At 60.0% G+C, this 14202-nt stretch carries 13 protein-coding genes and 1 pseudogene; 8 read left to right on the plus strand and 6 right to left on the minus strand.

All coding sequences use genetic code 11. The features are described from left to right. Positions 1-176 precede the first annotated feature (176 nt). On the minus strand, positions 177-914 hold the full coding sequence (locus EJA71_RS22230; RefSeq protein WP_158959677.1) for a thioesterase II family protein: 738 nt from the start codon (positions 912-914) through the stop codon (positions 177-179). A 127-nt stretch (positions 915-1041) separates the two neighbouring features. Here EJA71_RS22230 and EJA71_RS22235 point away from each other — a divergent pair, with 127 nt between their 5' ends. Next, positions 1042-2175, plus strand: coding sequence for a cupin-like domain-containing protein (locus EJA71_RS22235; protein ID WP_158959678.1), 1134 nt, complete (start codon positions 1042-1044; stop codon positions 2173-2175). Positions 2176-2276: 101 nt separating this feature from the next. On the opposite strand, the pseudogene EJA71_RS22240 reads toward EJA71_RS22235, so the two are convergent. Further along, positions 2277-2504: pseudogene (locus EJA71_RS22240) on the minus strand (MFS transporter); the annotation flags it as partial. 98 nt (positions 2505-2602) lie between these two features. Here EJA71_RS22240 and EJA71_RS22245 point away from each other — a divergent pair. The 4 genes from EJA71_RS22245 (at position 2603) to EJA71_RS22260 (ending at position 7687) form a co-directional block, all read left to right on the plus strand. Then, positions 2603-4336 carry a family 2 encapsulin nanocompartment cargo protein terpene cyclase gene (locus EJA71_RS22245; RefSeq protein ID WP_256671781.1) on the plus strand — a complete coding sequence of 578 codons (1734 nt, stop codon included), beginning with the start codon at positions 2603-2605 and terminating at the stop codon, positions 4334-4336. Positions 4337-4425: 89 nt separating this feature from the next. Next, entirely contained in the window at positions 4426-5226 is an 801-nt protein-coding gene (locus EJA71_RS22250) for a glucose 1-dehydrogenase (RefSeq protein ID WP_158959679.1), read from the plus strand. Next, on the plus strand, positions 5219-7045 hold the full coding sequence (locus tag EJA71_RS22255; RefSeq protein WP_158959680.1) for a glycoside hydrolase family 15 protein: 1827 nt from the start codon (positions 5219-5221) through the stop codon (positions 7043-7045). Before EJA71_RS22250 ends, EJA71_RS22255 begins: the two co-directional genes overlap by 8 nt. 252 nt (positions 7046-7297) lie before the next feature. Further along, a complete protein-coding gene (locus EJA71_RS22260; protein WP_158959681.1) occupies positions 7298-7687 on the plus strand; it encodes a hypothetical protein in 390 nt (129 codons plus the stop codon). On the opposite strand, the gene EJA71_RS22265 is transcribed toward EJA71_RS22260, so the two are convergent. Continuing rightward, complete coding sequence (locus tag EJA71_RS22265) at positions 7668-8297, minus strand: hypothetical protein (RefSeq protein ID WP_158959682.1); 630 nt, start codon at positions 8295-8297, stop codon at positions 7668-7670. The two genes, EJA71_RS22260 and EJA71_RS22265, sit on opposite strands and share 20 nt — an antisense overlap. 124 nt (positions 8298-8421) lie before the next feature. Then, positions 8422-9405, minus strand: coding sequence for a GlxA family transcriptional regulator (locus EJA71_RS22270; RefSeq protein ID WP_158959683.1), 984 nt, complete (start codon positions 9403-9405; stop codon positions 8422-8424). A gap of 89 nt (positions 9406-9494) precedes the next feature. On the opposite strand from EJA71_RS22270, the gene inhA reads away from it, so the two are divergent. The 3 genes from inhA (at position 9495) to EJA71_RS22285 (ending at position 12871) form a co-directional block, all read left to right on the plus strand. Then, the gene (gene inhA / locus EJA71_RS22275) at positions 9495-10181 is read left to right on the plus strand and encodes an isonitrile hydratase (protein ID WP_158959684.1); all 687 of its coding nucleotides are present in this window, start codon (positions 9495-9497) and stop codon (positions 10179-10181) included. 230 nt (positions 10182-10411) lie between these two features. Next, positions 10412-11203 (plus strand): CPBP family intramembrane glutamic endopeptidase, encoded by a 792-nt coding sequence (locus EJA71_RS22280; RefSeq protein ID WP_158959685.1) that lies wholly within the window; start codon positions 10412-10414, stop codon positions 11201-11203. A gap of 102 nt (positions 11204-11305) precedes the next feature. After that, entirely contained in the window at positions 11306-12871 is a 1566-nt protein-coding gene (locus EJA71_RS22285) for a PAS domain-containing methyl-accepting chemotaxis protein (protein ID WP_158959686.1), read from the plus strand. Between the two features lie 203 nt (positions 12872-13074). Here EJA71_RS22285 and EJA71_RS22290 read toward each other — a convergent pair whose 3' ends face one another. Both EJA71_RS22290 and EJA71_RS27440 read right to left on the minus strand, forming a co-directional pair. After that, a complete protein-coding gene (locus EJA71_RS22290; RefSeq protein WP_158959687.1) occupies positions 13075-13440 on the minus strand; it encodes a DUF6124 family protein in 366 nt (121 codons plus the stop codon). Positions 13441-13847: 407 nt separating this feature from the next. Then, positions 13848-14202, minus strand: a 355-nt coding sequence (locus EJA71_RS27440) for a hypothetical protein (protein ID WP_218576489.1), incomplete at its 5' end; no start/stop codon positions are given.

The following is a 14202-nucleotide window of genomic DNA, read 5'->3' on the forward strand; positions in this document are numbered from 1 at the left end:
TAGCGATTGAGAACAACTATCAGGCGGGAGGCATAACGAGGGTTATCTGTCGTCAACACAACCCCTGCAGGAGCTGACGAGTGAAACGAGGCCGCGATCTTTTGATCCTGTTTGAAAGCCCAGGATCAAAGGATCGCAGCCTGCGGCAACTCCTGCACGAGGGCGCCGCGCAGTGTTCAGGCCGTTGCGACCATGGCGTGCCGGCGGTGATGCACGTCCAACTGATCCTTGATCACCTTGAGTACTCTGGCTTCGTGCTCGTGGATGAAGAAATGGCCGCCGGCGAGCATGTCCACCGAGAAACTGCCACGGGTTTCCTTGCTCCAGCCGATCAGTTGCTCGGTGGTGGCGCGGTCAGCCTTGCCACCGAGCACATGCACCGGACAGCTGAGCTGCGGTCGCTGCACCGGCTGGAATTTGCCGCATAACTGAAAATCAGCCCGCAGGATCGGCAGAGTCAGGCTCATCAGCTCCTGATTGGCCAGCACCTCTTCGCTGGTACCGTTGAGAGTGCGCAACTGGTCGATCAACTCTGCGTCGCTCTTGGGCTCGGCAAAACCCCGATCATAGTCGGCCCGCATCGTCGGCGCCGCGGTTCCCGAGGCGAACAACGCCACAGGCTCCGGGCAACCCAATGCGCGCAAGGCATGGGCCATCTCGCAGGCCAGCAGCGCGCCCAGGCTGTGCCCGAACAAGGCATAAGGCGCTTTGAGAGCCGGGCGCAGCTCCTTGGCCAACTGCATCGCCAGTACGCGCATATCGGTGTGCAGCGGCTCGCCGAAACGCGCGCCGCGACCCGGCAACTCCACCGGTTGCAAGTGCAACCATTGCGGCATTTTCGGCCGCCAACGACTGTAGACCATGGCACTGGCGCCGGAGTACGGCAGGCACAGCAGGGTCAGCTTGGTCACCATGCGTTCCTCGAAAGTTATCTGTAGAAGAGAACGGTTGCGCCCGGGTGTAAATTAGTCCGTGCGCTGTAATTTCCGCCGGCAAGCTCTCGTTAACTGTTCAGGACAAAACCAATAAAGAGGAAGCACCGTGGACCTGCAGAGCATTCTGGGCAAACTGTTCGCCAACGCAGATGCCGTCGGTATCGAAGGCATTTTCCAATTCATCTTTGGCCCTCAGCAGGCCTATTGGTCGCAAATCGGCGCAGGCACTCGTACCGAAGCAGGCCGCCACGCCAGCCCGGATGTGACGATTGAAGTCGCCGAGAGCGATTTCCTCGCGATCATGGCCGGCATCGCCAACGTCGAAGAACTGTTCGCCAGCGCGCGCTTGAAAATCGGCGGCAACATGGGCCTGGCGACGATGCTGCCGCAAATCATCGACCACGCCCGCCAGGGCGGCGGCGGGATGGAAAAGGTCGACATGAACAAGCGTTATCCGACCCCGCCGCGTTTCAGCGAAAAGATTACCGCCAGCCTGCCGACGCAAACCGTGGTCGAGCGGCGATCACGCAATGAGATGTCACTGATGGAGTTTCAAAGCCGTTACTTGCCCAACGGCGTTCCCGTGGTCATCCGCGACGCCCTGCAGGACTGGCCGCTGTTCAAACTCAGCCGCGAAGAATCGCTGGTGCATTTTGCCGAGTTGCAAGGCATCACCCGCCATGGTGATTACGTGAAGAAAACCTTTTCCACCGAACGGGATTTTCGTTCGACGTCGATGGCCGACTTCATCGCCTCGCTGGATCAACCGGCGATCAAAGGTACGAATGGCGAACCACCCGCCTACATGGGCAACAACATCCTGCCGGCGCAGTTGATGCAACAGATCAAATACCCGGCCTACTTCGACGCCTCGTTATTCATCCCGCCGCGAATCTGGATCGGGCCCAAGGGCACGCTGACGCCGCTGCACCGCGACGACACCGATAACTTGTTCGCGCAGGTCTGGGGACAGAAGACCTTCACCCTGGCCGCGCCGCATCATCGCGAGGCGCTAGGCACGTGGTCGACAGCACCGGAGGGTGGATTGGATGGCTGCGATTTCAACCCGGAGGCGCCGGATTATCAGCGCTTTCCCAAGGCCCGCGACGTGACGTTTTTGCGAGTGACGCTAGAGGCTGGGGATTTGCTGTTCTTGCCGGAGGGCTGGTTCCATCAGGTGGAGTCGGTGTCGACTTCACTGTCAGTGAATTTCTGGGTGAATTCGGGACGGGGTTGGTAAACAGTCGCCCCCTCACCTTTGAAGGATCTGTCGAGTGAAACGAGGCTGCGATCTTTTGACTTTAACGATCAAGATCAAAAGATCGCAGCGTGCCGCAGCTCCTACTTGAGATGGCGGTAACTCTGTATTGCCGAGCTCAGCACTACAGCGCCAGCCGCAATCGCCAGCCAGAACCCGCTGCGCGCACCATAAGCATCGACCAGCGCGCCGGAGCCCGCCGCACCAATTGCCACGCCAATACTCAATCCCGTCACCAGCCAGGTCAGGCCTTCAGTCAACTTGGCCGGCGGCATACGCTCGATCAGCGCCATCGCCACAAGGCTTGCAGGTCGCAAAGCGCACAATTGTTGGTGGAATGTGAAGGTGCGCGACCACCAGCCTGCGGTTCGACTCATTCGTTTACGACCGATACCTGACCCAGCCGAGATTGCCGCCAACCTTCGAACCACGACGACCATTCGTCGAAAACCACGCTGACCTGTCAGGTCTGACAGGTGCCTTTATTCGCCACACGCGTTTTCATCAAACCTTCGCTCAACTGCGCAGGACTCCTGATGACCAGGCAATTGCGCTTGGGCACTGTCCGCCAGCGAATACGCTCGGGAGCCATGCCATGGAAGAACAGCTCATTCTCGTCTCACCCAAGGATCGCCAGACCGGCGTGGCCGCAAAGATGCAAGTGCATCACCAGGGCCTGCGCCATCGGGCGTTTTCCATTCTGCTGTTCGATCCGCAGGGCCGGCTGCTGATGCAGCAACGCGCGTTGGGCAAATATCATTCCGGCGGTTTATGGACCAACACCTGCTGCGGGCATCCTCGCGCGGGCGAACGGACGGCAGTCGCTGCCAACCGTCGATTGCAGGAAGAAATGGGCATGTCCTGCAAGCTGCACAAAGTCGCCTCGATGCTCTACCACGAGCAAGTGTCCGATCAACTGATCGAGCATGAATTCGATCATGTGTTTGCTGGTATCAGTCAGACCGATCCGGTGGCCAACCCTGATGAAGCCGAAAGCTGGGAGTGGCTGGCGCTACCGCAAATCGCCGAGCGCATCGAGCAGACGCCCAACGTCTTCACGGTCTGGTTTCGGCGGATGTTCGAACAGTTCGGGATAGAGGGGGTGCGAGGCTGGTTCGAGGCAGTGCGCGCGCGCACCGCTGCACCCTCATCGCCGCCGCGAACGGTTGTTCGTATAGCTACGCCCTGGGCCGTCCCACCGTTGTACTGCCCTGCTCCCTTTCGGGTCGATGCTGCGCTGGCCGAGGCAGTGGATGAACAGCTCATGCCATGGATCGAGCAGGTCGGGATCTTTCCGGGCCAACTCGAAAAAGTCCGTGCGATGGGCTTTGGGCGCTTCGCCATGCTGTGCCATACCGACACGGAGGATCCGGATCGTGTGTTGCTGGCAGCGCAATGTGTTGCCGCGCTGTTCGCCGTCGATGATTACTACTGTGATGATGAGAGAACCGGGTCTGAGCCCAAACTGGTCGGCCCGCGCCTGTCCGTCGCGCTGGCCGCGTTGGAACCGGTTTATTTGAGCGAACGGTTTCGGCCTGGTCTGGCACAGGCCTTGTGTGGCGATCCGGTATTGGTCGCACTGCAGGCCTATCTGGCGCGGGTGGAGGCCTTCGCGAAACCTGCCCAGGTCGCACGCGTACGCCATGAAATCATCGCCATGTTCGTGACCATGACAGCCGAAGCCGCCTGGCGCATCGAAGGCCTCGCGCCGGCGCTCTGGGAGTACCTCGCCCACCGCCAGGTCAACAGTTTCCTCCCATGCCTGTCGCTCGTCGACATTGTCGGTGGCTATGAATTGCCCGCCAATGTCTACAGCGCACCGCAAGTGCGGCGGGTGACGACACTGGCTGCCAGCGCCACGATCATTGCCAACGACCTGTTTTCGGCGCTGAAGGAACAGCAGGCCGGGATTGGTGATTTCAATTTACCGTTGCTGCTGATGCGTGAGCAGCAATGCTCGCCGCAACAGGCCATGGCGCAAAGCGCCGCTGTCCATGACGAGATCATGCATCTGTATGAAGCCGCAGAGCTGGCCGTATTGCCGGGCGCATCGCCGCTGCTCAAACGCTATTTGCGAGGAATCAAGAGCTGGCTGGCCGGCAATGTCGAATGGCATCGCACCAGTGGCCGTTATCAGGTGTGAAGGTGTCGAACTTTTCATGATTACGGATGAACTCTCGTCGCCGCCTGTCAGTCAGCTAGATAAGTCCTCGACTCAAGGCGCGACCCTGCATGCAAATCTCCCTCACAGGACAAGTAGCCCTGATCACCGGCGCCAGTTCCGGCATCGGCCATGCCGCCGCCAAAGCCCTGGCCGCCGCCGGCGCCGCCGTGGTCATCAACTACAACCGTCAGGCCGAACCGGCTGAAGCGTTGGCACGGCAGATCATCGCTGACGGTGGGCAAGCGCTGGCCGTCGGTGCCGATGTTTCGAAAGAAGATGAAGTCGAACGACTGTTCGCGCAGACCCTCGACGCCTTTGGCTCACTGGACATTCTGATCGCCAATTCCGGGATGCAGAAAGACGCGGCGGCGATGGACATGACCCTCGACGACTGGAACGCGGTGATCGGCGTCAACCTCACCGGCCAATTTCTCTGCGCCCGTGCGGCCCTGCGCATCTTCAATCACCAGGGCATTCGCGAAGGCGTGTCCCGTGCGGCGGGCAAGATCATTCACATGAGTTCGGTGCACCAGCGCATTCCCTGGGCCGGGCACGTTAATTACGCCGCGTCCAAGGGCGGCGTCGATCAATTGATGCAGACCCTCGCCCAAGAAGTCAGCCATCAACGCATTCGCATTAACGGCATTGCGCCGGGGGCGATTCGCACAGCAATCAATAAGGACGCCACCGAAGGCGCTGCCGGCGAAAAGCTGCTGGACTTGATCCCCTATGGCCGCATCGGTGATGTCGAAGACGTCGCCAACGCGGTCGTGTTTCTCGCCTCCGACGCCTCCGACTACATCGTCGGCACCACCCTGTTCATCGACGGCGGCATGAGCCTCTATCCGGAGTTTCGCGGCAATGGCTGAGCATCACCTGGAACGACAAAGCCCGATCGATGCCCACGGCATCATTGGCGACATGCGCAGCGCAGCACTGGTCAACGATCACGGCAGCGTCGATTTTTTCTGCTGGCCGGAATTCGACAGTCCGTCGATTTTCTGTTCGCTGCTGGACACGCCCGACGCGGGGATTTTCCAGTTGGCGCCGGACTTGCCCGATGCGCGCCGCGAGCAAATCTATCTGCCCGACACCAACGTCCTGCAAACCCGTTGGCTGAGCGAACGCGCGGTGGTCGAAATCACTGATCTGCTGCCGGTGGCCGATAACGAAGACGACTTGCCGCTGCTGATGCGCCGGGTTCGCGTGGTCAGCGGCGAAGCAACTTTCCATGTGTGTTGCGCCGTGCGCCATGACTACGCCCGCGCCGACACCCGTGCGCGGATGGACCAGCAAGCGGTGATTTTCAGTGCCGATGGCCAGCCCTCGATGCGTTTGACCTCGGATCAGCCGTTGCACATTGATGCCGAGGCGGCAGTGGCGTCGTTTACCTTGAAACAGGATCAGACCGCCGCGTTCATGCTCGGCGGCGAAGACGATCCGCGCTTCGAAGAAGGCGCCGCGCAACTGTGCATGCAACGCACATTGAAGTTCTGGCGCGACTGGGTCGGCCAGTCGATCTATCGCGGACGCTGGCGCGAAATGGTCAACCGTTCAGCCCTTGCGTTGAAACTGCTGACGTCGCGCAAACACGGCGCGATCCTCGCCGCCGCCACCTTCGGCCTGCCGGAAACGCCTGGCGGCGGACGCAATTGGGACTATCGCTATACGTGGATCCGCGATGCGTCGTTCACGGTGTACGCGTTCATGCGCCTGGGCTTTGTCGGCGAAGCCAACGCCTACATGGGCTGGTTACGCGGGCGGGTCAGCGATTGCTGCGGCAAGCCGATGAAGTTGAATATTTTGTACGCCATCGACGGACAGCAGGAATTGCCGGAAACCGAGTTGACCCACCTGTCCGGTCACGGTGGTGCGCAACCGGTGCGCATCGGCAATGGTGCTTACGATCAAGTCCAACTCGACATCTTCGGCGAGTTGATGGACGCCGTGTACCTGGTCAATAAATACGGCGACGCAATTTCCCACGAAGGCTGGAAACATGTGCGCGAAGTGGTCGACCAAGTCTGTGAGACGTGGCAGACCAAGGACGTAGGCATTTGGGAAATGCGCGGTGAGCAGCATCATTTTCTGCATTCGCGGCTGATGTGCTGGGTGGCGCTGGACCGGGCCATTCGTTTGGCCTCCAAGCGTTCGCTGCCCGCCCCGTTCGCGCAGTGGGACCAGACCCGACAAGCGATTTACGCCGACATCTGGGACAACTTCTGGAACGAAGAACGTGGTCATTTCGTCCAGTACAAGGGTGGCACGGCGCTCGACGGCTCGATGCTGCTGATGCCGCTGGTGCGTTTCGTCAGCGCCAAGGACCCGCGCTGGCTGTCGACCCTTGCGGCCATCGAAAAGACTTTGGTGCGCGATGGCATGGTTTATCGCTATCGCAATGATGACGCCAATATCGACGGCCTGTCCGGCACCGAAGGCGCGTTCGCCGCGTGCTCGTTCTGGTACGTCGAATGCCTGGCCCGCGCCGGCCAAGTGGAAAAGGCTCATCTGGAGTTCGAGCAATTGCTGCGCTACGCTAATCCACTGGGTCTGTACGCCGAGGAGTTCGACAGCCATGGCCGGCATTTGGGCAATACGCCACAAGCGCTGACGCATCTGGCGCTGATCAGTGCCGCGAGCTTCCTGGATCGGCGCTTGAGTGGGGAAAAGAGTGAGTGGCAGCCGTAATTGTCGTCAAAGGTTGTGGGAAGTTTCCGGAGCCGCCGCGCAAAACCAGGCCCCCGCTTACGCGTACTGGCGCGAAAGCCCCGTCTGCGCGGCAATGGCTTACAAACGCTCAAAATTCGAGCAGCGAGTCCCCCCCTGCAACTTGCACTTACACCCTGAAATACCTTGTTGCCAGTAGTGACATCCGCCCCTACCATCCTCGTCAACGGGCACAGCGGAGCTGTCCACAAAACCCGAATTCAAGGAACCAGAATGCCCCAGCACATCCAGCGCAGCATCGACTCCCCTCTTCGCACCGGCCTGACCCGCGCCCAACTCTGGGAAGCCGCCGACAAGGGCCTGATCAAATGCTGGGAAATCGGCCGCCAGCGCGCCGCCCGTTTCCCCGATCTCGCCCAAAGCTGCATCGCCGACGAACTGCCAGTGCTCGGCTGGAAAGGTGGCGTGAGCCGCAGCCTGAAGAAAAACGAAAAGTACGGCTCGTTGAAATACCTGGCGCAGTGGCAAGGCTTGCGTGGCGAGGATCTGGATATCGATTTGAGCCAGGAGCGTTCCCTGACCTGTTCGCGGACGAAGATGGTCGTGACGTTTACGCCGGATCGGAGCAAGTATTTCAACCAGGTTACGGAAGCGGAGGTTTAGCGTCTGCGGTGCGCCAGTCCGGACGGAAGCAATCCTTGGTCTTCGCACACACGTTGTATTGCGCGTCCAAGTCGATCATGTCTTGGGTGTACTTGTTGATCTGCGCAAAAGCCACTTCCGCCATCGTAATCATGTAGACGAAAGCGAGTTGTCGATCGTTCGGCAACACCAATGGCAACTGCGGCATCGCGTCCATGCGTGGCGCGTTGGCCAGTGCCGCAAGCATAGGTGTTTGCGCTCGCGACAACTGGTCGAAGTATTTCTCTTTATAGGTCGCCATGCCGGCGGCCATGCCTTTTTCTTTGGCGTCCAGGAACTGGACGAGGTATTCACGCCGCTGCTGCCAATAGGCGGCCGGCAGGTCGACATTCATCTCTTTCTTTTGCGTCGCCAACGCTTCATCCGCGCTAACCGGAGGCGGCTGCTTTTCTGGATGGGCAGCGGCGTCGGCATCAATTTGCTTGAGCGACACCACGATCGTGGATTTGGCAAAAATGCGCTCCATCAATTCATGGCGCTGCGGCGTGTCCGGTAATGGCGGCGGTTGTGAAATGCAGCCGGCCAGCAGCGTGACCATGACCAGCAATACAACCAACGGTTTGAATGACATGCATCGTCCTTGAAGTGAGTCGGCGACAGGCTCGCGCAGTCTATCGGATGAGCCAGGGTTTCGAATGCCATTGTGCTGGACGGGGTCGGTCACAACATGCCTGAAGAAGCTCCGCAGGAAAGCATCAGGAAATGAGTGAATCTGTCGCAACGCCGACCGAAAACCGCTCCCGATACGCCTGCGGTGTCACGCCAATCGCCCGCAGAAAACTGCGCCGCAGCGTCTCTTCACTGCCAAACCCGCAATTGGCGGCGATGCGTTTGACCGGCAGACCGGTATCACTGAGCAAGCGCCGCGCCGTTTCGACGCGGATCAGTTCGATCGCCCGCGCCGGGGTCTGGCCGGTGTCGGCGCGGTAGTGGCGGACGAAACTGCGTTCGCTCATGCCGGCTTGTTCGGCAAGGGTCGGGACGCCGAGGTCGCAGGTGAGGTTCTCGGCGATCCACGCATGTAACTCATCAAAGCGATTGCCCTGGTTCTGCAGCGACAAGGTCACGCTGAACTGTGATTGCCCGCCCGGGCGTTTGAGGAACACCACCAGATGGCGGGCGACATCCAGTGCGATGTCGCTGCCCAGATCTTCTTCAACCATCGCCAAAGCCAGATCGATGCCGGCGGTGACACCTGCCGAGGTCCAGACCGGGCCGTCATTGATGAAAATTGGATTGGCCTCGACTTGCAGTTTCGGGTGTTGCTGCGCCAGTTGTTCACACCGGGTCCAGTGGGTGACGACGCGGCGGCCGTCGAGCCAGCCACTGGCGGCCAGCAGAAACGCGCCGGTGCAGACCGAAGCCACACGTCGACATTTGGCGCCGTGTTCGCGCACCCAATCCACCAACAACACATCTTCAGCGGCAGGATAAATGCCCCAGCCACCGGCAATGATCAACGTATCGCTGGCCGCGTGCGGTAAAGGCTCGGCCAACACCGCCAAGCCTGCCGACGACATGACCGCCCCGCCACCGCTGGCAATCACGCTCGGCGCATAAGGCATCGGCAAGCCGCGCTGCCGGGCGAGGTCGTTGGCCGAGGCGAACACCTGCAACGGCCCGGTGACGTCGAGGATCTGCATGTTGGCAAACGCGAGTACGTGAATGGCTTTGGGCATTTGGCGTAATTCGTGGGGTTATTGGCGTATGCGCCAGAACCTACGCGCCTACAGTGAAGCCGTCCACCCCTTTTCATGGAGTAAGAACGATGACGCTGCAGATCGGTTTTCTGTTGTTTCCCCAGGTTCAGCAACTCGACCTGACCGGGCCTTATGACGTGCTCGCCTCGTTGCCGGGCGTGCAGGTACATCTGATCTGGAAGGATTTGATGCCGGTCACCGCCAGCACCGGTCTGCTGCTGAAACCGACCACCACGTTCGAGGATTGCCCCAATCTGGACGTGATCTGTGTGCCGGGTGGCGGTGGCGTCGGGCCATTGATGGAGGATGAAGTGACACTGGACTTCATCAAGCGTCAGGCCGCTCAGGCGCGTTACGTGACTTCCGTCTGCACCGGTTCGCTGGTGCTCGGCGCGGCAGGTCTGTTGCAGGGCAAACGCGCGACCACGCATTGGGCTTATCACGATCTGCTGCCGACGCTGGGCGCGATCGCGGTGAAGGATCGGGTGGTGCGTGACGGCAATCTGTTTACCGGCGGCGGGATCACGGCGGGGATTGATTTCGCTCTGGTGCTGGCTGAAGAGTTGGTGGGTGCCGACGCGGCGCAACTGATCCAGTTGCAATTGGAATATGCCCCGGCGCCGCCGTTTGATTCGGGTAACCCGGACACCGCGCCGAGCGCGATTGTCGATGAAGCTCGTTTGCGCGCCGCGCCATCGCTGAAGCTGCGCACGGAAATTACCGAGCGAGCTGCGGCAAAACTGAATCTGCGCTGATTCCTCAGTCACCCATAAAACCCTGTGGGAGCTGGCTTGCCAGCGATAGCGGTAGAACAGTCGATGAAGATGTCGGTTGAGCAGGCCTCATCGCTGGCAAGCCAGCTCCCACAGGTAACGAGGTTGGTCACAGGTTTGTGTGATGCCCCCGTTTCCTCCCTCCCCTCCACTTGTCCCCCCGGCCCCACCCGTGTAGAAAGCCTTCCACAAAATTTGCACAGGGACTTTCGATGAAGGCGTTGCCATGGCTCTATCTGGCACTTCTCAGCCTCGGCTACGGCTTGGCGCTGAGTTTCGGCCAACTCGGCTGGCTGGCACTGATCTCCATTGCGCTGCTGGCGTTCGCCGGTTTCGCCGTGCATCTGCAAAAAGTGCCGGTGGCGCGCTTCCTCGGTCATGGCCTGTTCATCGTCCTCGCTGTAGCGTTGGCCCTGCATTGGCTGCCGGGCTTCGCCAACGGCCGGGCGATTGATCCGCAACGGTTCAGCGACGACGCGGTACGGTATTCGATGTACCTCAATCTCGACAAACCGCTGATAGGCTTCTGGCTGTTGCTGCTCTGCCCGTGGATTGTCGCCCGGCGTTCGTTGCGGCTGACGGTCTACGCCACTGCCCTCGCACTGACTTTGAGCGCGATCCTCGCCCTCGGCGGCGCGTTGTTGCTCGGCGTGATCGACTGGGCGCCAAAATGGCCGGATCAGGCGTGGCTGTGGGTGCTGAACAATTTGCTGCTGGTGACGCTGGTCGAGGAAGCGCTGTTTCGCGGCTATATACAGGGCGGCCTCAGTCGTCATTTCAAGCATCTGCCTTACGGTGAAAACCTCGCGCTGCTGCTCGCCTCGTTGATCTTTGGCCTGGTGCACGCCGGCGCTGGCTGGACCTGGGTGCTGCTGGCAGGGCTGGCGGGTGTCGGCTATGGTCTGGCCTATCGTTTTGGCGGACTTGGCGCGGCAATCGCCACGCATTTTGGCCTCAATCTGCTGCATTTCGGCCTGTTCACCTATCCGATGCTCGCCGGCTGAAGCAAGCGCCGTTTTGCGACGCTGTGCCGATTATTGAAAAAAAACTTCAATAAAAAGCTGTCAGCGCCGACAACCTTTCAAAGCCTTGCGGATTGAAAAACCATGCGTAACAACCAGCCCATTACACAACGCGAACGGACTTTCCCGGCTCAGCAGCGGTTGATTTCCACAACCGACGCCAAGGGCGTGATCACCTACTGCAACGACGCGTTCGTCGAAATCAGCGGGTTTTCGCGAGAAGAACTGATCCGGGCGCCGCACAACCTGGTCCGTCACCCTGACGTGCCGGCTGCGGTGTTTTCGCACATGTGGGGCACACTGAAACAAGGCTTGCCATGGATGGGCATTGTCAAGAATCGCTGCAAGAACGGTGATCATTACTGGGTTAACGCCTATGTGACACCGGTGTTCGACGGCAATCAGGTGGTCGGTTACGAGTCGGTGCGGATCAAACCCACCGCCGAACAGATCCGCCGCGCCGAAGCGCTCTACCAACGCATCAACCAAGGCAAGTCGGCGGTCCCGTCCAGCGATAAATGGCTGCCGGTGCTGCAGGACTGGCTGCCGTTCATTCTGGTCAGTCAATTGAGCTTCGTGATCGGCGCGACCCTGAACTCGCAGTGGGGCTTCGCCCTGGCCGCCGGTTTGTCGGTGCCGCTGGGCCTGATGGGCCTGCAATGGCAGCAACGCGGGCTCAAGCGTCTGTTGCGCCTGGCCGAGCAGACCACCTCTGACCCGTTGATCGCGCAGATGTACACCGACAGCCGTGGTGCGCAGGCGCGTCTGGAAATGTCGATCCTCAGCCAGGAAGCGCGCCTGAAAACCTGCCTGACCCGTCTGCAGGACACGGCCGAGCACCTGACCGATCAGGCCAAGCAGTCCGACGCTCTGGCGCACAACAGCTCTACGGGTCTGGAACGTCAGCGCGTAGAAACCGAACAGGTCGCCACCGCCGTCAACCAGATGGCCGCGACCACGCAAGAAGTCGCCAGCCACGTACAGCGCACCGCTGACGCCACCCAGGAAGCCAATCGCCTGACCGGTCGCGGTCGTGACATCGCCGGGGAAACCCGCGAAGCCATTCAGCGCTTGTCGGTGGTGGTCGGCGAAACCGGCCTGACCGTGACCCAACTGGCCAAGGACAGCGACGAAATCGGCGGTGTGGTCGACGTGATCAAAGGCATCGCCGACCAGACCAACCTGCTCGCTCTGAACGCCGCGATCGAAGCCGCGCGTGCTGGCGAGATGGGCCGTGGTTTTGCCGTCGTAGCTGACGAAGTTCGTCAACTGGCGCAACGCACCAGCGAATCGACCGGGCAGATTCACGCCCTGATCGCCAAGCTGCAGCAGACTGCATCCAGCGCTGTGCAAACCATGGAAGCCGGGCATCGCCAGGCCGAAGAAGGTGTGGCGCGAGTGCTGGAAGCGGATCAGGCCTTGGTCGGGATCAGCGAAGCGGTGGCCAACATCACCGACATGACCACGCAGATTGCTGCAGCGACCGAAGAGCAAAGTGCGGTGGCTGAGGAGATCAGCCGCAACATCAGCAATATTTCGGAGCTGGCGGATCAGACCTCGGAACAGGCGCACAACTCGGCGTTGTTGAGTGAAGAGCTGACCAAGACGGCGAATACGCAGTACTCGTTGGTGGAGCGGTTTAACCGCTGATTGAACTGGCGGTAACAAAAAACCCGGATAGCGAGAGCTTCCGGGTTTTTTGTTTTGATCTGGGCTTTTTTGAGTCAGGCAGGCCGTAATCGCGAGCAGGCTCACTCCTACAGGGAATCGTTGTCGGGTTCACAATCTGTGATCACCGCAGATCCAATGTAGGAGTGAGCCTGCTCGCGATGAGGCCATAACAGCCGGCGAAATTACTGAGGCAACTTCAGCTTATCGAGCAGCCGATTGACCAACAGTTCGTTGAGCATGATCACCTGTTGCAGCGCCAGCAGCGGTTTGCGCTCCGGGCCGCCGATTGAGTTGGCGATATTGCCGGCCATGGCATGGGCGTATGAAAGCGACTCGCTCGCCTCGACCAGCAGGGTTTCGTCATCCAGCGTGGGGTCGACGAGATAGACGGGGCGAAACTTGGGCGAGCTTGGCGGGGCTGCCAGTGCTTCGGGTCGGAGGTAGTAGTCGAGGGCGCGATCGGTTGCTTCTTTTGTCTTTTGAGACTCAAGCACTGGGTCGTGAGAGGTTGCGTCAGTGCCCGGAGGGTTTGGCGTGGCTTTGAACATAAATATCTAATTCCTGAACAAGGGCCGCGACCGTTCTCTACTAAAAGAAGGGGTGGCGGCTGTGCGCAGGTTAGTAGACCGGAGGAATTAGCAAGACCGGCGCGCTCGAAAGCGCCCTGAGCACAGCCACCATTGAGTGCAGGCAAATGCGCCTGACTTAATGGGACCTATGCACTTACTAAAACCATACGGGCTACTAAACCCGACCACTGATGGGCAGTGGCAGGGAAACGATATAGCCCGCGCTATGGTCGTGTAAGCCGGCGGATTCTGGCGTACGCGTAGGTAACGGCGCAAGGTGTTGTAGGGCTCGTGGCGTAACGGTTTGTGTAATTTAAACGAACTCTGAGGATTACGTTTAAAGACAGAAAGAGACGGAGATTGCTCTGGTAGTTCGATGTGGTTTGTCAGGCCGCATTCGCGAGCAAGCTCGCTCCCACAGGGATTGAATACATCTGATAAAGATTGGTCGGCTCGTAGGCCGCCATCGCTGGCAAGCCAGCTCTTACAATCAAAAGATCGCAGCCTGCGGCAGCTCCTACATGGAATCGCGGCGCAGCCGCCCCACTCAACAGGATGAGCGTTAGCTCGGCTGCTGCTCTTGATTTTGATTTTGATCCACCGGCGACGTCGGAAGGCTGAGTGGAGGGATTGATCCGGGCGTGGGAGCGCAGCGACCGTTTGGCGCAGCCAAACACAGCGAGAGGAGGTGCAGCGAAGCAAACCGTAGGCGCTGCGCCCGGATCGATCCCGCAGCGAAGG

Source organism: Pseudomonas sp. PB106 (genome assembly GCF_009764645.1).
Classification (GTDB): Bacteria; Pseudomonadota; Gammaproteobacteria; order Pseudomonadales; family Pseudomonadaceae; genus Aquipseudomonas.

Bases quoted from the DNA above. Each gene is read 5' to 3' on its own strand.
- EJA71_RS22230 (WP_158959677.1), bottom strand. From the start codon at position 914: ATGGTGACCAAGCTGACCCTGCTGTGCCTGCCGTACTCCGGCGCCAGT.
- EJA71_RS22250 (WP_158959679.1), top strand. From the start codon at position 4,426: ATGCAAATCTCCCTCACAGGACAAGTAGCCCTGATCACCGGCGCCAGT.
- EJA71_RS22255 (WP_158959680.1), top strand. From the start codon at position 5,219: ATGGCTGAGCATCACCTGGAACGACAAAGCCCGATCGATGCCCACGGC.
- EJA71_RS22260 (WP_158959681.1), top strand. From the start codon at position 7,298: ATGCCCCAGCACATCCAGCGCAGCATCGACTCCCCTCTTCGCACCGGC.
- EJA71_RS22265 (WP_158959682.1), bottom strand. From the start codon at position 8,297: ATGTCATTCAAACCGTTGGTTGTATTGCTGGTCATGGTCACGCTGCTG.
- EJA71_RS22270 (WP_158959683.1), bottom strand. From the start codon at position 9,405: ATGCCCAAAGCCATTCACGTACTCGCGTTTGCCAACATGCAGATCCTC.
- inhA (WP_158959684.1), top strand. From the start codon at position 9,495: ATGACGCTGCAGATCGGTTTTCTGTTGTTTCCCCAGGTTCAGCAACTC.
- EJA71_RS22280 (WP_158959685.1), top strand. From the start codon at position 10,412: ATGAAGGCGTTGCCATGGCTCTATCTGGCACTTCTCAGCCTCGGCTAC.
- EJA71_RS22285 (WP_158959686.1), top strand. From the start codon at position 11,306: ATGCGTAACAACCAGCCCATTACACAACGCGAACGGACTTTCCCGGCT.
- EJA71_RS22290 (WP_158959687.1), bottom strand. From the start codon at position 13,440: ATGTTCAAAGCCACGCCAAACCCTCCGGGCACTGACGCAACCTCTCAC.